Origin of the sequence: Candidatus Infernicultor aquiphilus (genome assembly GCF_002784285.1) — a bacterium.
GTDB classification, from domain to species: domain Bacteria; phylum Atribacterota; class Phoenicimicrobiia; order Phoenicimicrobiales; family Phoenicimicrobiaceae; genus Infernicultor; species Infernicultor aquiphilus.
Genome location: NZ_PFKO01000277.1, coordinates 8,468 through 9,356, shown reverse-complemented (window position 1 = coordinate 9,356; position 889 = coordinate 8,468). Strand labels below are relative to the sequence as shown.

General features: G+C 35.8%; 1 protein-coding gene. It reads left to right on the top strand.

What is annotated here, in order from left to right; translation table 11 throughout:
* Positions 1-843, top strand: an 843-nt coding sequence (locus tag COZ07_RS07470) for an ROK family protein (RefSeq protein WP_406607947.1), incomplete at its 5' end; no start/stop codon positions are given.
* Positions 844-889 lie beyond the last annotated feature (46 nt).

The following is an 889-nucleotide window of genomic DNA, read 5'->3' as shown; positions in this document are numbered from 1 at the left end:
GAGACTATCCATAAAAATATTGTTCAATTTCAATCTACGCTAGTTCCTGACAGTATAATAGGAATAGGAATTGGGGCACCTGGTCCTCTCGATATTAAAAGAGGGATTATCGATTTTGCTCCCAATTTACCGGGGTGGAGAGATGTTCCTTTAAGAAAAATATTGAAAGATGAATTTAATATGAAAATTGTTTTGGAGAATGATGCCAATGCAGCTGCTTGGGGAGAACGGTGTTTTGGAGTAGGTCAAGGGGTAGATAATTTAGTGTGTTTTACTCTGGGGACCGGGATTGGTGGGGGAATAATTATTGATGGAAAGATATATCATGGTAATAATTGTGGTGCAGCAGAGTTAGGACATATGACTGTAAATAAAGATGGTCCTCGTTGTAATTGTGGAAACTATGGTTGTTTGGAAGCCTATTCTTCCGCTATTGGAATTAAAAATAGAATAAAAAATAGAATAAAAGAGGGAATAAAGAGTGAGTTCTTAAATTTTGATAGTGATGACAAGTTATTTGAATCGCTCAGTTTAAAATCAATTTTTGAAGCTGCCCGTAAAGGGGATAAATTAACCGAGAATATAGTTGAAGAGGCTATTTCTTATTTAGGAATAGCCATTGCCAATATTACTAATATATTGAATCCTAAAATGGTGGTGTTGGTAGGAGGAATGACTAACGAAGGAGATAAACTACTTCTCCCTCTTAGAGAAGAAGTAAAAAAGAGAGCATTTTATTCCAATTATAAACCCCTTAAAATTGTTATTGGGAAACTAGATGGAAACGCTGGTGTTCTCGGGGCAGCCGCTCTCTTATGGATACCCGAAATTTACTCTCTATAATCTAGTTTAGCTAAGGATGGGCATAAATTTCGTGATAATATACTAA